At 73.0% G+C, this 18,212-nt stretch carries 19 protein-coding genes; 15 read left to right on the top strand and 4 right to left on the bottom strand.

The annotated features are described in order from the left end of the window. Positions 1-38: 38 nt before the first annotated feature. Positions 39-1,052: an aminotransferase class V-fold PLP-dependent enzyme gene (locus AB0M93_RS12295; RefSeq protein WP_364271741.1), complete on the top strand. Its 1,014-nt coding sequence runs from the start codon at positions 39-41 to the stop codon at positions 1,050-1,052. Positions 1,053-1,232: 180 nt separating this feature from the next. Next, the gene (locus AB0M93_RS12300; protein ID WP_364272848.1) at positions 1,233-1,829 is read left to right on the top strand and encodes a hypothetical protein; all 597 of its coding nucleotides are present in this window, start codon (positions 1,233-1,235) and stop codon (positions 1,827-1,829) included. A gap of 67 nt (positions 1,830-1,896) precedes the next feature. On the opposite strand, the gene AB0M93_RS12305 is transcribed toward AB0M93_RS12300, so the two are convergent. Then, entirely contained in the window at positions 1,897-2,832 is a 936-nt protein-coding gene (locus tag AB0M93_RS12305) for a ferritin-like domain-containing protein (RefSeq protein ID WP_364271744.1), read from the bottom strand. Between the two features lie 109 nt (positions 2,833-2,941). Between AB0M93_RS12305 and rimP the strand changes: the two genes are divergently transcribed. The 8 genes from rimP to AB0M93_RS12345 all read left to right on the top strand — a co-directional run bounded on the left by rimP (position 2,942) and on the right by AB0M93_RS12345 (position 10,166). Then, positions 2,942-3,475, top strand: a complete 534-nt coding sequence (gene rimP, locus AB0M93_RS12310; RefSeq protein ID WP_364271747.1) for a ribosome maturation factor RimP — start codon at positions 2,942-2,944, stop codon at positions 3,473-3,475. Further along, positions 3,472-4,518 (top strand): transcription termination factor NusA, encoded by a 1,047-nt coding sequence (gene nusA, locus AB0M93_RS12315; RefSeq protein ID WP_364271750.1) that lies wholly within the window; start codon positions 3,472-3,474, stop codon positions 4,516-4,518. Before rimP ends, nusA begins: the two co-directional genes overlap by 4 nt. 77 nt (positions 4,519-4,595) lie before the next feature. Beyond that, the gene (locus AB0M93_RS12320) at positions 4,596-4,913 is read left to right on the top strand and encodes a YlxR family protein (protein WP_364271753.1); all 318 of its coding nucleotides are present in this window, start codon (positions 4,596-4,598) and stop codon (positions 4,911-4,913) included. A 78-nt stretch (positions 4,914-4,991) separates the two neighbouring features. Further along, positions 4,992-7,997: a translation initiation factor IF-2 gene (gene infB / locus AB0M93_RS12325; protein ID WP_364272851.1), complete on the top strand. Its 3,006-nt coding sequence runs from the start codon at positions 4,992-4,994 to the stop codon at positions 7,995-7,997. Between the two features lie 75 nt (positions 7,998-8,072). Then, complete coding sequence (locus AB0M93_RS12330) at positions 8,073-8,366, top strand: DUF503 domain-containing protein (RefSeq protein ID WP_364271756.1); 294 nt, start codon at positions 8,073-8,075, stop codon at positions 8,364-8,366. 19 nt (positions 8,367-8,385) lie between these two features. After that, the gene (rbfA, locus tag AB0M93_RS12335; RefSeq protein ID WP_364271759.1) at positions 8,386-8,871 is read left to right on the top strand and encodes a 30S ribosome-binding factor RbfA; all 486 of its coding nucleotides are present in this window, start codon (positions 8,386-8,388) and stop codon (positions 8,869-8,871) included. Positions 8,872-8,874: 3 nt separating this feature from the next. After that, the gene (locus tag AB0M93_RS12340) at positions 8,875-9,693 is read left to right on the top strand and encodes an alpha/beta hydrolase-fold protein (RefSeq protein WP_364271762.1); all 819 of its coding nucleotides are present in this window, start codon (positions 8,875-8,877) and stop codon (positions 9,691-9,693) included. Further along, entirely contained in the window at positions 9,690-10,166 is a 477-nt protein-coding gene (locus AB0M93_RS12345) for a hypothetical protein (RefSeq protein ID WP_364271765.1), read from the top strand. Before AB0M93_RS12340 ends, AB0M93_RS12345 begins: the two co-directional genes overlap by 4 nt. On the opposite strand, the gene AB0M93_RS12350 is transcribed toward AB0M93_RS12345, so the two are convergent. Together AB0M93_RS12350 and AB0M93_RS12355 are read right to left on the bottom strand one after the other, a co-directional pair. Further along, a complete protein-coding gene (locus AB0M93_RS12350; RefSeq protein WP_364271768.1) occupies positions 10,163-10,783 on the bottom strand; it encodes a class I SAM-dependent methyltransferase in 621 nt (206 codons plus the stop codon). The genes AB0M93_RS12345 and AB0M93_RS12350 overlap by 4 nt on opposite strands. Next, the gene (locus AB0M93_RS12355) at positions 10,780-11,322 is read right to left on the bottom strand and encodes a helix-turn-helix domain-containing protein (protein WP_364271771.1); all 543 of its coding nucleotides are present in this window, start codon (positions 11,320-11,322) and stop codon (positions 10,780-10,782) included. Before AB0M93_RS12355 ends, AB0M93_RS12350 begins: the two co-directional genes overlap by 4 nt. Before the next feature lie 153 nt (positions 11,323-11,475). Here AB0M93_RS12355 and AB0M93_RS12360 point away from each other — a divergent pair, with 153 nt between their 5' ends. Next, positions 11,476-11,703: a hypothetical protein gene (locus AB0M93_RS12360; RefSeq protein WP_003084005.1), complete on the top strand. Its 228-nt coding sequence runs from the start codon at positions 11,476-11,478 to the stop codon at positions 11,701-11,703. A 20-nt stretch (positions 11,704-11,723) separates the two neighbouring features. Beyond that, complete coding sequence (locus AB0M93_RS12365; RefSeq protein ID WP_364271774.1) at positions 11,724-12,881, top strand: SPFH domain-containing protein; 1,158 nt, start codon at positions 11,724-11,726, stop codon at positions 12,879-12,881. 4 nt (positions 12,882-12,885) lie between these two features. Here AB0M93_RS12365 and AB0M93_RS12370 read toward each other — a convergent pair whose 3' ends face one another. Continuing rightward, the gene (locus AB0M93_RS12370; protein WP_364271777.1) at positions 12,886-13,917 is read right to left on the bottom strand and encodes an SAM-dependent methyltransferase; all 1,032 of its coding nucleotides are present in this window, start codon (positions 13,915-13,917) and stop codon (positions 12,886-12,888) included. A 25-nt stretch (positions 13,918-13,942) separates the two neighbouring features. Between AB0M93_RS12370 and AB0M93_RS12375 the strand changes: the two genes are divergently transcribed. The 3 genes from AB0M93_RS12375 (at position 13,943) to AB0M93_RS12385 (ending at position 18,049) form a co-directional block, all read left to right on the top strand. Further along, positions 13,943-14,932 (top strand): bifunctional oligoribonuclease/PAP phosphatase NrnA, encoded by a 990-nt coding sequence (locus AB0M93_RS12375; RefSeq protein ID WP_364271779.1) that lies wholly within the window; start codon positions 13,943-13,945, stop codon positions 14,930-14,932. A 152-nt stretch (positions 14,933-15,084) separates the two neighbouring features. Beyond that, positions 15,085-16,398: an MATE family efflux transporter gene (locus AB0M93_RS12380; RefSeq protein ID WP_364272854.1), complete on the top strand. Its 1,314-nt coding sequence runs from the start codon at positions 15,085-15,087 to the stop codon at positions 16,396-16,398. Positions 16,399-16,726: 328 nt separating this feature from the next. Further along, complete coding sequence (locus AB0M93_RS12385; RefSeq protein ID WP_364271782.1) at positions 16,727-18,049, top strand: MFS transporter; 1,323 nt, start codon at positions 16,727-16,729, stop codon at positions 18,047-18,049. The last annotated feature ends 163 nt before the right edge of the window (positions 18,050-18,212 follow it).

Consider the following 18,212-nt stretch of genomic DNA (forward strand, 5'->3'; position numbering starts at 1 on the left):
CGGGTGAACCGGACCGGCCGGTCTGCTTGCCTGGAGGCATGCGTGCCTTCGGAACCGATTTCGCCGTCCCGCCCGGATACCTGAACACGCCCAGCGTGGGCATCCCGCCCGCGCCGGTGGCCGCGGCGGTGGCCGAATCGGTGGAGCGGTGGCGGGTCGGGGCGACCCGGCCGGGGGAGTTCGACGAGTACGTCACGCGGGCGCGGGCCGGGTTCGCCCGGCTGCTCGGCGTCGAGCCCGGGCGCGTCGCCAGCGGCGCGTCGGTCTCCCAGCTCGTCGCCAACGTCGCCGCGGCGCTGCCCGCCGGCACCCGCGTGCTCGCCGCCGAGGGCGACTTCACCAGCGTGACGTTCCCCTTCGCGGCGAACCCCGGCGTCACGGTCACCGAGGTGCCGCTGGACGTGCTGCCGTCGCGGATCGAGGGCCACGACGTCGTCGCGGTGAGCGTCGTCCAGTCCGCCGACGGCCGGATCGCGGACCTGACGGCGATCCGGGCCGCGGCCGGGGCCGCCGGGGCGGCGGTGCTGCTCGACGCGACCCAGGCGGCCGGCTGGCTGCCGCTGGACGTCGCCTGGGCGGACTGGGTGGTCGGCGCGGGCTACAAGTGGCTCTGCGCGCCGCGGGGCAGCGCGTGGCTGGCCGTGCGGCCGGACGCGCAGGAGCGCACCCGCGCGGTCGCGGCCGGCTGGTACGCGGGTGAGGACCCGTGGGCCACCGTCTACGGCCTCCCGCTGCGCCTGGCCGGCGACGCCCGCGCGTTCGACCTCTCGCCCGTCTGGCTGGCCCAGGTCGGCTCGGCGGCCGCCCTGGAGTACTTCGGCGGCCTCGACCTCGCCCAGGTCCAGGCGCACAACACCCGGCTGGCCGACACGCTGCTGGAGAAGCTGGGGCTGCCCCCGCGCGGCACCCCGATCGTGGCGCTCGACGCCGACCCGGCGCGGGTGGCCGAAGCGGGGATCGTGTCGAGTGTCCGCGGCGGCCGGGTGCGGGTCGGTTTCCACCTCTACAACACCGCTGACGACGTCGAACGCGTTTTACACGCGTTCGAGTGAACCGCCGGACGCGGGTGAACCACCCCTTGGGGGCCTGGGGGCGGAGCCCCCGGCGGGGGTCTGGGGGCAGGGCCCCCAGGAAAAGCACTACCGTATGGCCTCGTGGTTGGTGCGCATTTCACCCCAGGCCCGTCCGACACGGCCCCGCTGGGCGCGGTTCCCCCGCAGCCCCGCCCGCCCGTGCCGGGGCCGCCGGCGCGTGACACCCGGTCCCTGCTGCTCAAGGGCGCCGGGCTGGTCGCGATCGCCGTCGTCTCCGGGCTGCTCTGGTTCCTGATCCGGCACGACTCGACGCCGGACGAGCCGGTCGCGCAGCCGCCGGCGCAGAACACCGGGCAGTTCAAGTTCACGCTGGTCGCCGGGCCGGAGAAGTCCGACGACTGCGTCGCGAAGTCCTACAACAAGACCCAGGACTTCTTCCAGGACAACCCGTGCCAGTCGCTGGTCCGCGCGCTCTACACGACGGAGTCGGGCGGCGCGAAGGCACTGGTGTCCGTGGTCGTGGTCCGGATGCCGGACTCGTCGAAGGCGCGGGCGCTCAAGGCCCTGACCGAGAAGGACGGCACCGGCAACGTCACCGACATGGTGAAGGACAAGACGTTCGCGGGCACCGGCACGCCGAGCGTGAGCGGCAAGGACGCGGCGTACGCGTCGAAGGTCGAGGGCACGAACACGACGATCGTGCTGGCGGACTTCTACGCCAAGCACAAGGACAAGGACCTGATCGAGAAGATCGCCGACGACGCGCTCCGCCTCTCGGCCGACCTCCACTCCTGAGCACCCTGCCGCGGCCGTCGTGAGTGGTAAGGCGAGTTAGAACCCGCCTCACCACTCACGAGGGCTCTCAGCTGTTCTGGCCGGGCAACGCGATCGCCGCCGGCTTCTCGCCCGCTTCGGAGCGCCACGGCGTGCCCCGGCGGGCGGCCGCGACCAGCGCGTGCAGGGCCGTCGTGCGCAGGCCGGCGTCGTCGGTGTGGGTGATGACCGCCAGCCACGCCGACGCGCAGTCCGCCTCGGCCGTCGCGACCACCTGTGACGCCGACTTCGCGTCCGTCACCGGGTTCTTCGGCACGTACGCCGCCTCCGGCGCGACCGGGGTCGCCCCGGCCGCCGAAAGCATCGACTGCAGCAGGTCACGGCGTACGGCGTGCTCCGCCGCGCCGCTCTTCTCGGCGTCGCCGAAGTCGCCCGGCAGGAAGGCGCTGACCAGCCCGTACACCCAGACGGCGGCGTGCTCGGCGGCCAGCGCGCCCTGCAGCGGGTCCACCGCCTCCGGTGGCACCGCACCGGCGACCGCGGTCGGCGGCTTCGGGGCGTCGTCGCCGGGGCCCAGCGCCGGGGCGGTGCGCTGCAGCGCCGCGCAGCCCGCCGCCACCGCGGCGACCAGCCCGGCGCGGTAGCGCGGCAGCGCGGGCACGAGGTCCTCGGCCTGCTTGCGCGCGGCCGCCAGCCGGTCCTTCAGGTCGCCCAGCGCCGCGGGGGCCGGCGGCGCCGGTGACGGCGACGGCTTGGGCCGGTTCAGCCGGTCCACTTCGGACTTGAGGGCGGCCGCGTGCGCCGCGCGCGCGTCGGCGAGCTGGCCGGCGGCGCCGGCGTCGGCGCCCTTGGCCAGCGCCCGCGCGGCGGTGGCGTCCGCCTCGGCGGCGGTCAGCAGGGGCTGCAGCGGGTCGGGGCTTTCGTCGTAGCCGGGCCCGCAGGCGGCGAGGGGCACGGCCAGTGCGGCCAGCGCCCCCGCGCGGAGGGCGCCGCGGCGGGTCAGCTCGGTCGGTCTTCCGGTCACGCCGCCCCATCCTGCCAGGCCCCGGGGCGGCCCCGCCGCTCGCGCGGGCCGAGCGGGCGACCGGATAAGCTGGTCCACCACCGACCCGCGCAACCGAGGAGAGCCCCACGTGCCAGGAGAACTCGCCAGCCGGCTTCAGCCGATAGTGGCCGAAGCCGTCACCGCCGCGGGTTTCGACCTCGATTCGTTCGAGGTGCAGCAGGCCGGCCGGCGGCAGCTGGTCAAGGTCGTCGTCGACGCCGACGACGGGGTCGGGCTGGACGAGGTCGCCGAGGTCAGCCGCAAGGTCTCGGCGGCGCTCGACGAGAACGACCACGTCCTCGCGAGCGCCTACACGCTGGAGGTCACCTCGCCGGGGCTCGACCGCCCGCTCACCCAGGCCCGGCACTGGCGCCGCGCGCGGTACCGGCTGGTGAAGATCACCCCGGCCGACGGCGCGGCCTTCGTCGGCCGGGTCGGTCACGCGGGCGAAGACTCCGCCCGCGTCCTCGTGGACGGCAAGCTCCGCGACGTCCGCTACGCCGACGTGGCGAAGGCGGTCGTGGAGATCGAGTTCAAGCAGCCGCCCGCCGAGGACCTGAAACTGCTCGAAGACGACGCGTCCGGCTCGATCGCAGCCGAGACGGAGAAGGGGTCGAAGTGAACGTCGACATCGCCGCGCTGCGGGCGATCGAACGGGACAAGGACATCCCCTTCGAAACGGTGATCGAGGCCATCGAGACGGCCTTGCTGACCGCGTACAAGCACACCGAGGGCCACCAGCCGCACGCCCGCATCGACATCGACCGCAAGACGGGCCTGGTGCGCGTGCTCGCGCACACGCTGACCCACGACGGCCAGGTCGACGAGGAGTGGGACGACACACCCGAGGGGTTCGGCCGGATCGCCGCCACCACCGCGCGCCAGGTCATCCTGCAGCGGCTGCGCGACGCCGAGCACGAGAAGACCTTCGGCGAGTTCTCCACCAAGGAGGGCGAGATCGTCGCCGGCGTCATCCAGCGCGACGCCCGCGCGAACGCGCGCGGCATGGTCGTGGTCCAGGTGGGTGACACCGAGGGCGTGCTGCCGTCCGCCGAGCAGGTGGCCGGGGAGTCCTACGAACACGGCAGCCGGATCAAGGCGTACGTGGTGACGGTCTCGCGCGGCAACCGCGGCCCGCAGATCACGCTCTCGCGCTCGCACCCGAACCTGGTGCGCAAGCTGTTCGCGCTCGAGGTGCCGGAGATCGCCGACGGGACGGTCGAGATCGCCGCCGTCGCGCGTGAGCCGGGACACCGCACGAAGATCGCGGTGAAGTCCACCGTGGCGGGCGTCAACGCCAAGGGCGCCTGCATCGGCCCGGTCGGCGCGCGCGTGCGCAACGTGATGAGCGAGCTGGCCGGTGAGAAGATCGACATCATCGACTACTCCGAGGATCCGGCCCGCTTCGTCGGGAATGCGCTGTCGCCCGCCAAGGTTGTTTCGGTACGAGTCGTGGACGAGCGGGCGAAGACCGCCCGCGTCGTGGTGCCGGACTTCCAGCTGTCGCTGGCGATCGGCAAGGAGGGCCAGAACGCCCGCCTGGCCGCCCGCCTGACCGGCTGGCGGATCGACATCCGCAGTGACGCCGCACCGGTGGACGACGAGGGTGATCAAGACCACGCCCGTCCGCCGCGGCCCGCCGCGACAACCGGTTCGGCTGAGTGAAGGTCGAAGCGCTAGACTCAGGAGTGGTTCGAGGCCCGCGGCGGGTAGCCGAGCACCAGCCCCACCGGAATTGCCCGGTGCGGACTTGTGTCGGCTGCAAGCGGCGGGCGTTGATCGGTGAGCTGCTGCGCGTGGTCGCGGTGGCCGGGCGGGTGGTCGTCGACGAGCGTCGGCGGCTGCCGGGCCGGGGGGCTTGGCTGCACCCCGACCCGGACTGCCTGGCCAAGGCCGAACGGCGGCGAGCATTCCCGAGAGCCCTGCGGGCTCCCGGGGCGCTCGACGCCCGCGAGGTCCGCGAGCACGTCGGGCGCACCACCCCGCACCACGAACCCGGGACGTCCCCGGGGTCGCGAGGAATCAAGGAAGCAGGTCGACCCGTCATGAGTCAGCCGTGAAGCTGAAGCCATGAGCGTCAGACAATAAGGACGAGGTCAGCGGGTTTTCCGCCTGGCCTCCCCTAGATGAGGAGAGTTGTGCCAGGCAAGGCCCGCGTACACGAGCTCGCGAAGGAGCTCGGCATCACCAGCAAGGACGTTCTCGCGAAGTTGAAGGAACAGGGCGAGTTCGTCAAGTCCGCGTCATCCACGGTCGAGGCGCCCGTCGCCCGCCGTCTCCGCGACGCGTATGCGCCCAAGGGCGCGAAGAAGCCCACCCCCGGCCCGTCGGCGCGCCCCGGCCCGCCGGCCGCCAAGCCCGGGCCCGCCGCCCCGAAGCCCCCCGCGCCTGCCCAGCAGGCTCCGGCGGCCCAGGCGGCGCCCGCTCCGGCTGCGTCGGCTCCGGCCGCACCCCAGCAGCAGGCACCCGCGGCGTCGAAGCCGGCCACCCCGGGGCAGCGCCCCGGCCCCCGGCCCGGCCCGCGTCAGCAGCCCGCCGCACCCACACCCCAGGAGCAGGTCCCGGCCGCGAAAGCGGAGGCACCGGCCGCTCCCAAGCAGGACACCCCGGCCACGCCCGCAGCGGGCGGCACCGGTTCGGTCGTCCCGCCGAAGCCGCAGGGCCCCAAGCCCGGCGGTCCCAAGCCCGGCCCGCGCACCCCGCGCGTCGGCAACAACCCGTTCGGCGTCGGTTCCGGCGCCCCGCCGCGTCCGCAGGCCCCGCGCCCCGGTGGCGGCCAGGGCGGCGACAACCGGCCCCCGCGTCCCGGCGGTGGCGCCGGCGGTGACCGTCCGGCCCCGCGGCCGGGTGGTGGCGCCGGTGGCAACCGGCCGAGCCCGGGCAACATGCCCCCGCGGCCGAACCCCGGCATGATGCCGGGCCGCACGCAGCGTCCCGCCGGTCCCGGTGGCGGCGCCCGTGGTGGTCCCGGTGGCGGCGCCCGTGGCGGCCCCGGCGGTGGCGGCGGCGGTCGTCCCGGTGGCGGTGGCGGCGGTTTCCGCGGCGGTCCCGGTGGCGGTGGCGGCGGCGGTGGCTTCCGCGGCGGCCCCGGTGGCGGCGGCGGTGGCGGCGGCTTCCGTCCGGGTGGCGGCGGTCCCGGTGGTGGCGGCGGTGCCCCGGCCGGTGGCGGCGGCTTCCGCGGTGGCGGCGGCGGTCGTGGCGGCCCCGGTGGCCGTGGCGGTACCGCGGGTGCCTTCGGGCGTCCCGGTGGTCCCTCGCGCAAGGGCCGCAAGTCGAAGCGGCAGAAGCGCCAGGAGTACATGGACAACATGCAGGCGCCCAGCGTCGGCGGCGTCCGCCTGCCCAAGGGCCAGGGCGAGACGATCCGGCTGCCGCGTGGTGCCTCGCTGACCGACTTCGCCGAGAAGATCGACGCCAACCCGGCTTCGCTGGTGCAGGTGCTCTTCCACCTCGGCGAGATGGTCACCGCGACGCAGTCCGTGTCGGACGACATCCTCGAGCTGCTCGGCGGCGAAATGAACTACAACGTTCAGGTCGTCAGCCCCGAGGAGGAGGACCGCGAGCTGCTGGAGACCTTCGACATCACCTACGGCGACGACGCGGGTGGCGAAGAGGATCTGCAGGTCCGGCCGCCGGTCGTGACCATCATGGGTCACGTCGACCACGGTAAGACCCGCCTGCTCGACACGATCCGGAAGACGAAGGTCCGCGAGAGCGAGGCCGGCGGCATCACGCAGCACATCGGTGCGTACCAGATCGAGACCGAGCTCGACGGCAACCCGCGCCTGATCACCTTCATCGACACCCCGGGTCACGAGGCGTTCACCGCCATGCGTGCCCGTGGTGCGAACTCGACCGACATCGCGGTGATCGTGGTGGCGGCCGACGACGGTGTGATGCCGCAGACGGTCGAGGCGATCAACCACGCGCAGGCCGCCAAGGCCCCGATCGTGGTCGCGATCAACAAGATCGACAAGGAAGGCGCGAACCCGGACAAGATCCGGCAGCAGCTGACCGAGTACGGCCTGGTCGCCGAGGAGTACGGCGGCGACACGATGTTCGTCGAGATCTCCGCGCGGCAGAACATCAACATCGACGGCCTGCTCGAGGCGATCCTGCTGACCGCCGACGCCGCTCTGGACCTCCGGGCCAACCCGGACATGGAGGCCCAGGGTGTCGCGATCGAGGCGCACCTCGACCGCGGCCGCGGTCCGGTGGCCACCGTCCTGGTCCAGCGCGGCACGCTGCGCGTCGGTGACTCGGTCGTGGCGGGTGACGCCTACGGCCGCGTCCGCCGGATGGTCGACGAGCACAACGTCGACGTGACCGAGGCGCTGCCGTCGCGTCCCGTCCAGGTCATCGGGTTCACCTCGGTGCCGGGCGCGGGCGACACCTTCCTGGTGGTCGACGAGGACCGCGTCGCCCGGCAGATCGCCGAGCGCCGCTCGGCTCGTACGCGGAACGCGCTCAACGCGTCGCGCCGCAAGCGGGTCAGCCTCGAGGACCTCGACTCCGCCTTGAAGGAGACGAACAGCCTCAACCTGATCATCAAGGGTGACAACTCGGGTACGGTCGAGGCCCTCGAAGCCTCGCTGCTCCAGCTGGACGTCGGCGACGAGGTCGAGCTGAACGTGGTCCACCGCGGTGTCGGTGGCGTGACCGAGTCGGACATCGACCTGGCGACCGCGTCCGACGCGATCGTCCTCGGGTTCAACGTCCGCGCCCAGGGCAAGGCGACCGAGCGGGCCACCCGCGAGGGCGTCGACGTCCGGTACTACACGGTCATCTACCAGGCGATCGACGAGATCGAGCAGGCCCTCAAGGGCATGCTCAAGCCGGAGTACGAAGAGGTCGAGCTGGGCCGCGCGGAGGTTCGCGAGGTCTTCAAGTCCTCCAAGATCGGCACGATCGCGGGTTGCCTGGTCATGTCCGGCGAGATCCGGCGCAACGCCCGGGCCCGTCTGCTCCGCGACGGCACCGTCGTGGCGGAGAACCTGCCGATCAGCTCGCTGCGGCGGTTCAAGGACGACGTGGTCGAGGTCCGCGAGGGCTACGAGTGCGGTCTGACGCTCGGTTCGTACGGCGACATCAAGGTCGACGACCAGATCGAGACGTACGAGCAGCGCGAGAAGCCGCGGGCGTAATCGCTCGGGGGCCGGGTGCGTGCGGGAAGTTCCGCACGCACCCGGCTCATCCCTACTACACCACCAAAACTGCCTATGTTCGTCGGAGCTCTCGAGCTCGACATCCTGCTCGGCGACGTCCATTCGCTGAAGCAGAAGCGATCCGTGGTCCGTCCGGTGCTGGCCGAGGTGCGCAAGCGCTTCGCCGTGTCGGTGGCCGAAGCCGGGCACACCGACCTGCACCGCCGGACCCTCATCGGGGTGGCCGTGGTCGCCGAAGGTGGCGAGCACGTCCGTGACGTGCTCGACTCGTGTGAGCGGTACGTGGCGAGCCGGCCGGATTTCGAACTGCTCTCCGTCCGCCGCCGGCTGCTCGGTCCGGACGATTAGATTTCCCTAGGAGAACGACATGGCCGATCCTGCTCGGGCCCGCAAGCTCGCCAAGCGGATCTCGCAGATCGTCGCGTCGGCGATCGAACACGAGGTCAAGGACCCCCGGCTGGACTACGTGACCATCACGGACACGAAGGTCACCGGCGACCTGCACGACGCGACGGTGTACTACACGGTCCTCGGCGAGAAGCTGGACTCCGTCCCGGACTTCGCCGGTGCGGCGGCCGCGCTCGAATCGGCGCGCGGCGTGCTGCGCACGAAGGTCGGCCAGGGCACCGGGGTCCGCTACACGCCGACGCTGACGTTCGTCGCGGACACGATCCCCGAGGAGTCCAAGCGGATCGAGGACCTGCTCGCGAAGGCCCGTGAGGCCGACGCGGAGGTCGCGCGGCGCGCGACCGGTGCCCAGCACGCGGGCGATGCCGACCCGTACAAGGCACCTCGCGAAGACAGCGAAGACGCCGAAGACGACGAGTTCGCGGAGGAGGAGAGCCGGGGCTGACCCGTGCTCTCCCGCCGCGGCCTGCTCGCCGGCAGCGCACTGGCGCTGCTAGCGGGCTGCTCGCCGTCCGAACCCCCGCCCGGGCCGCCTCCGGTGCCGGCACCGTCCCGGCCGTCGGCACCGCCCGACCCGGTGACGGTCCAGCGGATGTCGTCGGCCGCCCGCGGCACCGACGTCGACCTGGTGCTCATCACGCCGTCCGGGGTGCCGGCCGCGGGGTTGCCCGTGTGCCTGGCGCTGCACGGCCGTGGCGCCCGGGCGCGGACGTTCCTCTCCCTCGGCGTCCCCGCGCTGCTGACGGCCGCGGTTCGCGCGGGCACACCCCCGTTCGCGGTGGCAGCGGTCGACGGCGACCACTACTGGGTCGAAACGGGGGCCGGCGACGACCCCCAGCGCATGCTCACCGACGAGGTCCCGGGCTGGCTGGCCGGGCGCGACCTGCGTCCGCCGTCGGCGGTGTTCGGCATCTCGATGGGCGGCTTCGGCGCGCTGCGGCTCGCCCGCGCCCACCCGGACCTGAAGGCGGTGGCCACGGCGAGCGCGGCCCTGTTCGCCGGCTGGCCGGACGCCCGCAGCCGCAAGGTGTTCGCGGACGAGGCGAACTGGCGGGCGGAGGAACCCCTGCTGCACGCGGCCGACCTGCGCCCCGGCGCGCTCGGCGTGTGGTGCGGCGAGTCGGACCCGTTCCTGGGCGCGGACCGCCGGCTGGTGCAGGCGGTTTCGCCCGCGGTGTCCCGGATTTCCCCGGGCGGCCACGATGACCGATACTGGCGGGGCGTGTTGCCGGAGATCGTGAAGTTCGTGGGGGAGCGCCTGTCGTGACCGACCCGTCCGGCCTGTCCAAGGCCGTCTGGACCGACGCCGACTTCCCGCAGATGGGCTGGCATGACAGCCGTGTCCACGCGCTCAGCCTCCTCGAGGACGACGACCTGCCACCGAGCCGGCTGCTGCTGGACCTGGACTACATCGTCCGCTGGGTCGAGCCGGCCCGGCGCGAGAAGCACTACACGTTCTGGGTCGCCCCGGCGACCCTGGTGTTCGACCAGGCATGGGACATCACCGGCGAACTCGGCCCGCTATACGGACACCTGGAGCTCGCCGACCTCCACCGCCTCGCCCCACCGGACGACCGCCCGTACCCGCTGTGGCACCTGGATGGCCACGAGTTCGACCTGAAGTTCCGGGCCCGCGGCTTCCGGCAGTACATCCGCACCCCACCGCAGCACGTCCCCCGGCAGGTCCTGACCATGACCGAACGCGGCGGCCTCAGCTTCGCCGAGCAGGCGTTCGCCTAGCCGCGCCGGGCGAACAGGATCGCCTGCGACACCGGCTTTTCCGGGTCGAGCGCCCACTCCGCCTCGACCGTGAACCCGGCCTGCCGCACCCGCCGCGCCAGCCACCACGGCTGCCGCAGGTGGACGTGGACCCGCATCGGGTGGCCGCCGTAGCCTTCGGTCTTCAACCGGGTCCCGACGCCGACGTGGTAGCCGATCACCAGCAGGCCACCCGGCCGCAGCACGCGGTGGAAGTGCCCCAGGGCCGCCGGCACCGACTCGTCCGGGACGTGGATCAGCGACCAGAACGCCAGCACGCCCGCCACGGATGCGGCCGGCAGCGGGAGGTCCGTCATCGACCCCACCTCGAACCGCAGCTGCGGGTGGGTCCGCCGGGCCAGGTCCACCATGCCCGGGGACAGGTCGATGCCGGCCGCGTCGACCCCCAGCGAGGCCAGGTGGGCGGTGAAGTGCCCCGGGCCGCAGCCGACGTCCACCGCGGGCCCGTCGACCTCCGCGGCGAACAACGCCAGCGCCGCCCGCATGTAGGGCTGTTCCGCCAGCACGTCCGCCACGAACTCGGCGTAGCTCGACGCCACCGTGTCGTACGAGGTGGCCGTGTCCGCGAGCCAGGTCATCGCGGGCGCAGGCCGTCGAGGACCAGGGCGAGCCCGCGCCGCCAGTCCGCCGCCGCGGACGCCGCGGCGAACACCACCGCCAGGTCCTCGCCGCGGAAGTCCGGCCGCAGCGCGCCCGCCTCCTGCGCCCGGGCGATGATCCGGTTCATCCGGGAGGCGTTGGCGTGCTTGGCTTTCTCCAGTCCCGACGCCGGATCGAACGACCGCGCGCACACCTGGGTGAAGCCGCGGTCGACGACCTGCATCCGGACCGACCGCTCGACGAACAGGACGAATCCCTCCCACGGGTCCGCGCACGCGAGGGCTTCTTCGCTGACCGCTTCGGCTTCCTCGAGCACCGGCAGGAACGCGGCTTCGACGAGGTCCGCCCGTGTCGGGAACCGGTTGTAGAGGGTGCCGATCGCGACCTCGGCGCGGCGGGCGATCTCGTCGAGCGGGGCGTCGACGCCCTTGGCGCGAAACACTTCCCGGGCCGCCGTGACCAGCGCTTCCCGGTTGCGCCGGGCGTCCGCGCGCAGGGGACGTTGCTCGACGGTCACAGTCGGCGATTATAGCCGCGTACGCCTGAGCGGCCCGCCCGGTTGCCTCCTGATCGGAACCTCACAGTGCCCGCCCCGGGCGGCGGGCGGGAGCACAATGGGATCAGCGGGGGTGAACCCGCACCGAGGCGGCCACCGAGGGAGGTCGGCACCATGCACTCCGACCTTTCCCCGTCGGGCCGCACCGGAGTCCTCCTGGTCGGCACCCGCGGGCAGCGGGGGCCCGGGGAGGTGCTGATCAGGATCAGGGGTGGCTTGGAAACCTTCCTGGCCTGGTCCGACACGGAGCTGCCGAAGGGCACGACCGTCCTGGTCGTGGAAACCCGGGGACGGCGCACGGTCGACGTCGTGGCGTGGGACGCCTCGGATCCTGCTTCCTAGTGCTTGCAGAAGGACAGTCGATGTTCGGTTATCGCGTGCCGGCTCCCAACGAGGCGATGCTGATCTCCGGGGGCAAGAACAGCAGCGGTGCGTCGCCGTTCCGGGTCGTCACCGGTCACGGTGCGTTCGTCATGCCGGTTTTCCGGAAGGTCCGGTTCCTCACGCTCGCCATGTGCGAGGCGGAAGTGACCGAAGTGTGCGTGACGAAGCAGGCCATCGCCCTCACGGTCCGGGCGGTGATCGCGTTCAAGGTCGGCAACGACACCGAAAGCATCGTCAACGCCGGCCAGCGCTTCCTCTCCGACCAGGACCAGATGTCCGTGCTGACCGGCCGGATCTTCGCCGGGCACCTGCGGTCCATCATCGGGTCGATGACCGTCGAGGAGATCATCACCGAGCGGCAGAAGCTCGCCACCGAGGTGCTGGACGGCTCGGCGGTGGAGATGGCGAAGATCGGGCTCACCGTCGACGCGCTGCAGATCCAGTCGATCGACGACATGAAGCTCGGCTACATCGCCGCGATGGCCGCGCCGCACAACGCCGCCATCCAGCGGGACGCGCAGATCGCCCAGGCCGTGGCGAACAAGACCGCGGCCGAAGCCGAGCAGGAGTCGCAGCGCACGCAGGCGGAGTACGCCCGGCAGACCTCGATCGTGCAGGCGCAGTACCGGGCCGAAGTCGAAGCGGCGCAGGCCCAGGCGTCCCAGGCCGGGCCGCTCGCGCAGGCGCGGGCGCAGCAGGAGGTCATCGACGCGCGCACCGAGCTGGCTCAGCGGGAAGCCGAGCTGCGGCAGCAGCAGCTGGTGGCCGAGGTCATCAAGCCGGCCGACGCCGAGGCCGAGCGGATCCGCATCCTGGCGCTCGCCGAAGCGGAGAAGATGCGCGTGCAGGCGGAGGCGGCCGCGTCGCACAACCGGGTCGCGCTCGACCGGATGCTCATCGACCAGCTGCCGCAGATCGTCAAGGAAGCCGGGCGGGGGCTGTCGGGGGCGAACGTCAACATCCTCAACGGCGCCGACGGTCTCGGGGAGATGGCCGCCGGCCTCGTCGGCCAGGGACTGTCCATTCTGGACTCGGTGAAGCGCGGCCTGACCACGCCGCCGTCGCCCGCGCCCGCGGCCGTGCCGGAGGAGAACGGGCAGGTCGTCCCCAAGCCGGGCGAGCTGACCGCCAACTGAGACGTCAGGACGCGGGTTTCGCCGCGACGACCAGGTCGCGCAGGATGGCCTGGTCGACGCGGTGGGCGAACTCGTCCCACGGCCCGCCCTCGCGGACGTCCAGCCCGGCCTTGCGGAGCACCTCGACGAGCTCTTCCCGGGGCAGCACGGTCGTGTTCCACGAAATGCCGAGCGCCCCACCGGGCTTCAGTACCCGCGTCCACACCGGAACCGCCGCGGCGAGCAGGTCGCGCGGGCTGCGCTGCAGACCCGCTTCGCGATGGCTGCCGTGCTGGACGCCGTACGGCGCATCGGTGACGATCACGTCGCACGAGTTCGCCCGCAGCACCTCGTCCGTGGTCAGGGTGTCGGCGTTGAAGTAGGTGAGCTTGCGCGTGTCGCCCGCTTTGTACGCTTCCTTGTCCAGCGCGTACTCGATGTCGAGGCGGCGGCCGAGCCGGACCTTGTTGCGCCGCAGCTGCCCGGACTCGGCGGTGTGCTTCACGCGCTTGTTCCGCAGCCACGTCTTGATGAACGCCTCGTACGCCTCGAAGTCCTTGGCGTCGACGTCCAGGCCGGTCGCGTGCAGGCCGTACATCATCGCCTGGTTGAGCGTGGTGCCGCGGCCGCACAGCGGGTCGAGCAGGTACTTCGGCCGGTCCGAGAACGGGTCCGCGGTCGCCATCAGCGTGACGTTCACCAGCAGCTTGGTGAACAGCTCGTTCGTCTTGCCCGCGTACTTCTGGATGGTCAGCAGGTCCGAGTCGGCCTTCGCCAGCGGTGTCACCTGCACCGGGCGGAGGACGCCGTCACCCAGCTCGAACAGCGCGTACAGCGACGAGAGGTTCGACAGCAGCGCGAGGTCGCGCTCGGCCAGCGGCGCCGAGCTGGTGAAGCGGACATAGCCGACGCCGCCGAGCTCGACCTCCTCGATCGCGGACAGCTCGGCGGCCAGGCCCGCGCCGAACACCGCCAGCTCGGCGCGCAGCAGCGCGGGGGCGGAGGCGGCGTAGACCCGGTTGGCCGAGGGGTAGACCAGCATCACGTACTCAGGCATCCCGCAGAGCGTAGCGTGACGCACCGTGACCCCTACTACGGCGCAGGACATCCGGGACGCGGCCGCGCTGCTCGCGTCGGCGACCGACGTGACGGTGCTCGGGCACGTCCGGCCCGACGCGGACGCGCTGGGCAGCGCGCTCGCCCTCGGCCGGGCCCTGCGGCAGCGCGGCGCGAAGGTGCGCGTCTCCTTCGGCGAGCCGGACGAGGCCCCGGAGACGCTGCGGTGGCTGGACGAGGACGGCCTGCTCACCCACCCGGACGCCCTGCCGGACGCCGACGGGCTGCTCGTCTGCGTCGACACGCCGACGCCGAAGCGGCTCGGCCGGCTGGCCGGGCGCGTCGAGCTCGCCGGCGCGGTGCTGGTGATCGACCACCACGCGACCAACACGTTCTACGGCACCTGCCACGTCGTCGACGAGCGCGCCGAGGCCAGCGCGGTCCTGGTGTTCCGGGTGCTGGAGGAGCTGGGCGCCGAGCTGGACGAGCCGATCGCGCGCGGGCTCTACGCGGGGATCGTCACCGACACGAGCGGGTTCCGCCGGGCGAGCCCGGCGACGCACCGGATGGCGGCCCGGCTGCTGGAGGCGGGGGTGGACCCGGAGGCGGTGGTGCGGCGGATCGTCGACGAGCGCCCGTTCGCCTGGCTGCCGATGCTCTCGTCGGTGCTGCGCGAGGCCCGGCTCGAGCCGGAAGCCGCGCAGGGCCGGGGTTTCGTGCACGCGGTGGTCGGGCTCGACGCGGCGCGCACGGTCCGCGCCGAAGAGGTCGAGTCGGTCATCGACGTGATCCGCTCGGTGCGCGAAGCGGCCGTCGCGGCGGTGCTCAAACAGGACCCGGCGCAGCCCGGGCAGTGGCAGATTTCGCTGCGCAGCATCGGCATCGACGTCTCGGCGGTGGCGGCGGAGTTCGGCGGCGGCGGGCACCGGCAGGCCGCGGGCTGCACGGTCGCGGGCTCGGCCGAGGAGGTCGTCGCGGGGCTGCGCGCGGCGTTGGAGCGGGCGCCGCTGCTGTAGCGCGTCGGCCGGCGGGGGCGGAAAGTTCCCGGGTTCCCGCCGGTCAGGACGGTCGGTGGCATCCGGGGCTTCGCCCCCAGGGCGGGGGCTCCGCCACCCGCGGCCCCCGAAGAATGTCGGTGGCGGCGGTTAGAGTCCGGTTCGTGGTGAACATGGAGGAGACCGAGCGGGTCCCGGCGAAGCGCGTGCTGGGCCTGGCCGTGCCCGCGCTGGGGGTGCTGGCCGCCGAGCCGCTGTACGTGCTGGTGGACACGGCCGTGGTCGGTCACCTCGACGCGCTGTCGCTGGCCGGGCTCGCGCTCGGCGGCGTCGTGCTGGCCCAGGTGTCGAGCCAGCTGACGTTCCTGTCCTACGGCACGACGTCCCGCACCGCGCGGCTGCACGGCGCCGGCCGCCGGGCCGACGCGGTCCGCGAAGGCGTGCAGGCGACGTGGCTGGCGGTGTTCGTCGGGCTCGTGGTGCTGGCCGCGGGGCAGTTGCTGGCCTGGCCGATCGCGCGAGTGCTCTCGGGCAGTGACGAGATCGCCTCCGCCGCCGTGTCGTGGCTGCGGATCGCGCTGTTCGGGGCGCCGCTGATCCTGGTCACCATGGCCGGCAACGGCTGGATGCGCGGGGTGCAGGACGCCGCGAGGCCGTTGCGGTACGTCTTGGCGGGCAACGGGATCTCGGCCGTGCTGTGCCCGGTCCTCGTCTACTGGGCCGGGCTGGGCCTGGAGGGTTCGGCGATCGCGAACGTCGTCGCGCAGGTGATCTCGGCGTCGCTGTTCGTCATGGCGCTGGTGCGCGAGAAGGCGGGGCTGCGGCCGGACTTCACGGTGATGCGCGCCCAGCTCGGCCTCGGCCGCGACCTGGTGCTGCGCAGCATGGCGTTCCAGGCGTGCTTCGTCTCGGCGGCGGCGGTGGCGGCCCGGACGTCGACCGAGGCGGTCGGCGCGCACCAGGTGGTGCTGCAGCTGTGGACGTTCCTCGCGCTGGTGCTGGACTCGGTGGCGATCGCGGCGCAGTCCCTGGTCGGGGCGGCGCTGGGGGCGAACTCGGCGCGGCGGGCGCGCGGGGTCGCGTCGCAGATCACCGGGTACGGCCTGCTGATGGGCTGCTTCCTGGGCGTGCTGTTCGCGGCGCTGTCGTGGGTGCTGCCGCACGCGTTCACCTCGGACCCGGGCGTGCTGGCGGAGATCCCGCACGCGTGGTGGTTCTTCGTGGCCTTGCAGCCGATCGCCGGCGTGGTCTTCGCCCTGGACGGCGTCCTCCTCGGCGCGGGCGACGCGGCCTTCCTCCGCAACGCGACGCTCGGCAGCGCGGCCCTCGGCTTCCTCCCGCTGATCTGGGCGTCCCTCGGCTTCGGCTGGGGCCTGACGGGCATCTGGACCGGCCTCTCGTTGTTCATGCTCCTCCGCCTCGCCGCGGTCCTGGCCCGCTGGCGCTCGGGAAACTGGACGGTGACCGGCGCGACCCGCCCCACCTGACCCGCACCCGCGTGATCGGAAGGTCAACTCGCGTGATTGGCGGGTCAACTCGCGTGATTGAGAGGTCGACACGCCGAGGCGCACACACCGCCGCGTGTCGACCCTCCAGTCACGCGTGTCGACTCGCCAGTCACGCGTGTCGACCTTCCAGTCACGCGTGTCGACTCGCCAGTCACGCGTGTCGACTTGCCAATCACGCGTGTCGACCCTCTGAGCACGGGTGATGCCCGTTACCTGTGGGGAAAACCACCCGGGCCGTGGCTATGGTTCGTGGTTGCTTAGGGGATACAAGTAGTCGGGAAGTCCGTCGAGACCCCTGGAGGAACTTGTGCCCGCCACCGACCGTGCCACTGCCCGGTCCTGGCTGATCTGGCTCGCCGCCGTCACCGTCTACCTCCTCGCCGTCTTCCACCGGACGTCGTTCGGTGTCGCCGGGCTGCAGGCCGCCGAGCGCTTCGGCGTCGGCGCGGCCGCGCTCGGCACCTTCACCGTCCTGCAGGTCGGCGTCTACGCCGCGATGCAGATCCCGACCGGCGTCCTGGTCGACCGCTACGGTCCCCGCCGCGTCCTCACCGTCGCCGTGCTGGTGCTCGGCGCCGGCCAGCTGCTGCTCGGCGTGGCCCACTCCTACGGCCTCGGCCTGCTCGCCCGCGGGGTCCTCGGCCTCGGCGACGCGCTCACCTTCGTCAGCGTCCTGCGCCTGGTCGCGGCCCACTTCCCGGGCCGCCAGTACGCGCTGCTGACGTCGTTCACCGCCGCCGTCGGCTACATCGGCAACCTCGCCGCCACCGTCCCGCTGGCCCTGGTGCTCGACAGCGCCGGCTGGACCCCGACCTTCCTCGCCGTCGGGGCCATCACCGTCCTCTACACCCTGGTCGTGACGCTCCGGGTCCGCGACGTCCCGGCCGGCACCCCCGAGCCCGTCCGCGAAAGCGTCCGCCCGCGCGAGCTCGCCGGGCAGGTCGCCGAAGCCTGGCGGACGCCGGGGACGCGCCTGGGCTTCTGGGTCCACTTCAGCACGATGTTCGCCCCGAACGCCCTGACGCTGCTCTGGGGCGTCCCGTGGCTGGTGCAGGGCCAAGGCCAGTCGAAGGCGACGGCGAGCGCACTGCTCACCGTGTTCGTCTTCGGGTCGATGGCGGGCGGCCCGCTGCTGGGTGGCCTGATCGGCCGCCGCCCGTCGCTGCGGATGCCGCTGGTCGGCGGCTACATCGGCGGGGCCGCGCTGGTCTGGGCGGTGCTGCTGGGCTGGCCGGGCACGGTGCCCGTGCCGGTGCTGGTGCCCGCGTTCGCCTTCCTCGCCCTCGGCGGCCCGGCGTCGATGATCGGCTTCGCCCTCGCCCGCGACTACAACCCGCTCAGCCGCGTCGGCACGGCGACCGGCGTGGTCAACGTCGGCGGCTTCGTGGCGACGACGATCGCCGCCCTGCTCGTCGGCGTGCTGCTGCAGTGGACCGGCGGCAGCTTCCGGCTCTCGCTGCTGGCCATCGTCGCGATCCTGGCGCTGGGCACGGTCCGGCTGCTCGTGTGGTGGCGCCGCACCCGCGCCCACCTGTTCCTCGCCGAGGCCCGCGGCGAGGAGCTGCCGGTCCGCATCACCCGGCGCCGCTGGGACGCCGCCCTGCCCGAGACGCCGATCGTGGCCGCCTGACCGGCGCCGCAGCAGCCGGGACGCCATCGAGAAACCCCACTCGGCGCCGATCGCCGCCCGGCGCCTGCAGCTGCGGCGCGACGGCGAACCCGCGCCGCTCGCAGGCGGGCACGGCTCGCGGCGGTGCGTCAGACGCATCGAACACGCATCGGGGTATGTCACC

Origin of the sequence: Amycolatopsis sp. NPDC051102 (assembly GCF_040682815.1) — a bacterium.
Classification (GTDB): Bacteria; Actinomycetota; Actinomycetes; order Mycobacteriales; family Pseudonocardiaceae; genus Amycolatopsis.